Annotated in this window: 7 protein-coding genes; all 7 read left to right on the top strand. The window is 27.5% G+C overall.

The window, feature by feature from the left end; translation table 11 throughout:
• Positions 1-256: Hsp20/alpha crystallin family protein (locus WC356_07530; protein MFA5382992.1), on the top strand; the 256-nt coding region annotated here is incomplete at its 5' end.
• Positions 257-258: 2 nt separating this feature from the next.
• Positions 259-648, top strand: a complete 390-nt coding sequence (locus tag WC356_07525; protein MFA5382991.1) for a hypothetical protein — start codon at positions 259-261, stop codon at positions 646-648.
• Entirely contained in the window at positions 614-1,138 is a 525-nt protein-coding gene (locus WC356_07520; protein MFA5382990.1) for a nucleotide exchange factor GrpE, read from the top strand. Before WC356_07525 ends, WC356_07520 begins: the two co-directional genes overlap by 35 nt.
• On the top strand, positions 1,131-3,002 hold the full coding sequence (gene dnaK, locus WC356_07515; GenBank protein ID MFA5382989.1) for a molecular chaperone DnaK: 1,872 nt from the start codon (positions 1,131-1,133) through the stop codon (positions 3,000-3,002). The genes WC356_07520 and dnaK overlap by 8 nt, the downstream gene beginning before the upstream one ends.
• A gap of 71 nt (positions 3,003-3,073) precedes the next feature.
• The gene (locus WC356_07510; GenBank protein MFA5382988.1) at positions 3,074-3,547 is read left to right on the top strand and encodes a GNAT family N-acetyltransferase; all 474 of its coding nucleotides are present in this window, start codon (positions 3,074-3,076) and stop codon (positions 3,545-3,547) included.
• Positions 3,548-3,556: 9 nt separating this feature from the next.
• Positions 3,557-4,129, top strand: a complete 573-nt coding sequence (locus WC356_07505; GenBank protein ID MFA5382987.1) for a hypothetical protein — start codon at positions 3,557-3,559, stop codon at positions 4,127-4,129.
• Positions 4,129-4,284, top strand: a 156-nt coding sequence (locus WC356_07500; protein MFA5382986.1) for a DnaJ domain-containing protein, incomplete at its 3' end; no start/stop codon positions are given. The genes WC356_07505 and WC356_07500, both read left to right, overlap by 1 nt.

The following is a 4,284-nucleotide window of genomic DNA, read 5'->3' as shown; positions in this document are numbered from 1 at the left end:
AAAAAAAGATATAGAATTAGAAGTTATTGGAAATAAATTAGAAATAAAAACTGAAAAAAAAGAAGAGATAAAAAGGGAAGCAGAAGGTTATTTAAGATATGAAAGATCATATAATGGATTTAGAAGATCTTTTATATTACCTGAAAATGCAGATTCAAGTCAAATAGAAGCAACATATAAAAATGGAGTTTTAGAAATTACAGTAAAGAAAAAACTAGGTGCAAAAAAAGAAAAACAGAAAATTACAGTTGATTGAATATGAACCAAAAAGAAATTATGGAGTTTTGCAAAAAAGCAAAACTTCTATCAAAAAGAGATACAGACGGAACTATAATTATAGTTTTTAGATCTGTACTAAATAAAAGAGAGGAGCCGATTGGAAGCACAGAATTAGCTAAGTTAAGCGGTTTACACCGTTTAACAGTAAGACACCATTTGGAAAGATTAAGAGAATTAGATTTATTAGAAGAAAGAAAAGGAAAATATAAATTAAGATTTGATTTAATTGAAGATTATATTGAATATAGAAGAAAAAAAATGTTAAAAATGTTTGAAGAATTGGAGAACATAGCCGGGAAAATGGATAAAGAATTTTTAAATGCAGGTGAAGAAAATGAAAGAAAAAGAAGAAGAATTGAAATCAAATGATGAACTTTGTGAATGTTCAAATTGTTGTGATTGTTCGTGTGGACATCAAGAAAAAAATGAGATAAAAGAATTAGAAGATAAATTTCTAAGATTACAGGCAGAATTTGATAATTATCATAAAAGAACAGATAAAGAAATAGAAAAATTAAAGAAAACAGCAAATAAAGAATTAATTTTAGATTTATTAGAATTCTTAGATGAGTTAGAAGAATCAATGAAACATATTAAAGAAGATAAAAATAATGAAAAAATATTAAAAGGATTAGAAATGATTCATGAAAAACTTTTATTAAATTTGAAAAAAAGAGGATTAGAAGAAATAGAATGTAAAGAATTTGATCCATATAAACATGAAGCTTTAATGTACGAAAAAGGAAAAGATGGAGAAATTACAAAAGTTTTGAAAAAAGGATATTTATTAAATGGAGAAATAATAAGACACGCTTGTGTCTGTATTGGAAAAAATGAGGAGGTAGATTTAAATGAGTAAAATATTAGGTATAGATCTTGGCACATCAAACAGTGCTGCATCAGTATTAGAGGGAGGAAGACCAAAAATAGTCCCAAGTGCAGAAGGAAATACAATGTATGGTAAAGCATTTCCATCAATAGTTGCATTTACAAAAGATAATCAAATGTTGGTAGGAGAACCTGCAAGAAGGCAAGCAGTAACGAATCCAGATAGAACATTTACTGCTTTTAAAAGAAAAATGGGGACTGACCATAAATATAAATTAGGAGATAAAGAATATACACCACAGCAATTATCAGCTTTTATTTTACAAAAAATAAAAAAAGATGCTGAAGAGTTTTTAGGAGAAAAAGTAGAAAAAGCAGTAATTACTGTTCCAGCTTATTTTAATGATAATCAAAGACAAGCTACAAAAGATGCAGGAAAAATAGCAGGATTAGATGTAGTTAGAATTGTCAATGAACCAACAGCAGCTTCATTAGCCTTTGGTTTAGATAAAGCTAATCAAGACCATAAAATCTTAGTTTTTGATTTGGGTGGCGGAACATTAGATGTTACAATAATGGATTTTGGTGAAGGAGTTTTTGAAGTATTATCAACAAATGGAGATACAAGTTTAGGTGGAGAAGATATGGATGAAGCAATTGTTAAATATTTGCTTGAAGATCTTAAGAAAAAAGAAGGAGTAGATGTGTCTAAAGATACAACTGCTATGAGAAGATTAAAAGAAGCAGCTGAAAAAGCAAAAATTGAATTATCTACAATAGTTGAAACAGATATTAATCTTCCATTTTTAACTCAAAAAAATAATGAACCAGTTAATTTTCAATACAAATTAACAAGAGCTAAATTAGAAGATCTAGTAAATCCAACAGTAAATAAATGTAAACAGCCGATACATAATGCTTTACAAGATGCTAAAATGTCTCCAGATCAAATTACAAAAATAATTTTAGTTGGGGGACCTACAAGAATGCCCATTGTAAGAAAATTTGTTGAAGATTTTGTAGGGAAAAAAGCAGAAAGAGGAATTGACCCTATGGAATGTGTTGCTATGGGTGCTGCGATACAAGCTGGAGTTTTATCTGGTGAAGTTAAAGATTTAGTATTATTAGATGTAACTCCTTTATCATTAGGTATTGAAACTTTAGGTGGAGTTTTTACTAAATTAATTGATAGAAATACTACAATCCCAACTAAGAAAAGCCAAACATTTTCAACAGCAGCAGATAACCAACCAGCAGTAGATATACATGTATTCCAAGGAGAAAGAGCAATGGCAAAAGATAATATTGAATTAGGTAATTTCCAATTAACAGGAATACCTCCAGCACCAAGAGGAGTTCCACAAATTGAAGTTACTTTTGATATAGACGCAAATGGTTTGTTAAATGTATCAGCAAAAGACAAAGGAACAGGAAAAGAACAAAAAATTACTATAACAGCACCGCATAAAATGAGTGATTCAGATGTTGATAAAGCAATGAAAGATGCAGAAGCACATGAGTACGAAGATAAACAAAGAAAAGAATTAATTGAAGCTCAAAATGAAGCAGAATCAATGGTTTATTCAAGCGAGAAAACATTAGAGGAATATAAAGATAAGATACCTGAAGATATTAAGAAGAGAATACAAGAAAAAATTGAAGAAGTTAAGAAAGTTCAAAAAAGTGAACATGCGCAAGAGATTAAACAAGCCACAGAAGCATTGACAAAAGAATTGCAAAAAATTGGTTCTGAAATATATCAAAAAGCGCAAGCTGAACAGCAAAATGTTTCAGGAGATCAACAAAACCCAGAAGAACCAATAAATACAGAATATACAAAAGACGATGAAACAGATAAAAGCAGCGAAAACAAAGAAGATGAAAAAAAAGAATAAATGCAAAAAAATAAATAAAGATATAGAATAGACAGTAGGTAAATTAAAGAATGTGTAAAAGAGATGGATAAATGATAAGACGAGCTGAATCAAAAGACTGGGATATTGTTTGTGATTTATTTTTAAATGAAGCAAGCAATCCCTGCTTTATTGTTTTTGATAAAGATGATTTCATTGTGCAGTTGAAAAAAGATCTAGAAAATCCTAAAAAATATTATTATGTTTTGGAAAAACCAATAGAAGAAAAACAAGAAAAAGATAAAAAACAGGATGAAAATAAAAGCTGTGTAATTGGTTTTATTAAAACAGAACCAAAATATATGGGTCCAAGAAGAAGGCTTTATATATCCAGTGTAATAATAGATAAAAGAGAGCAGGGAAAAGGATATGGTAAAGCACTTATGAAAAATATTGAGGAAAAAGCTAAAGAACAGGGTTTTGATGAAATAACTTTAGATGTAAGCGCAGATAATGAATGCGCCGTAAAATTCTATGAAACATTGGGATTTGAAACAGCAAAGTATTTAATGAGAAAATCAATATGAGGTATTTAAATGGTAGAAAAAAAAGTCAGATCATTTGATAGAATAAAATGGATATTTAGTTTGTTTGTATTTCCACTATTTTTATTTTTATTAATTTATTTTATTCTAAATTTTTTTAAAATAAATACTTTTATTAATGAAACTATTACTATGTTTACTTTTTCTGTTTCTATATTAACCTTTAATTTAGCTATAATTATATATATTCAACAAGCCTCATTTATAAGAAAGTATTTAGATAATGACAAAGATATAAAATTTGAAAAATTAAATAATTTACCTAATGGTATTTTTTATGTTTTAAGCAATTTTTGGTTTTTTCTTTCAGTAGAAGTATTTAGTTGTTTATTATTAATTATATTATTTAATATTCCTTTTCAAGAGGAATTTTCTTTTTTAATACTTTCATCATTTCTATTATTTATATTTTTAAATTTTTTAACTTTCTTTTTAAGGATTTGTTTATATAAACATAAAAAGTTTATGGGAATATTTCTTGCATTTTTAGAATTTATTGATAAAACAAATAAGATTAATTATAAAAAAATTAGAGAAGAATTAGATACGACTGAGGTTAAATAATGTCAAAAGATTATTATAATGTTTTAGGTGTATCAAAAGATGCTAGCGCTGAAGAGATTAAAAAAGCATATAGAAAATTAGCTATGAAGCACCATCCAGATAAAGGAGGGGATCAAGAAAAATTTAAAGAATTAAGCGAAGCATATGCAGTTCTT

The sequence above is a fragment of the Candidatus Micrarchaeia archaeon genome (assembly GCA_041653315.1).
Taxonomy (GTDB): Archaea; Micrarchaeota; Micrarchaeia; order Anstonellales; family JAHKLY01; genus JAHKLY01.
This window is presented reverse-complemented; position numbering and strand designations above follow the sequence as displayed.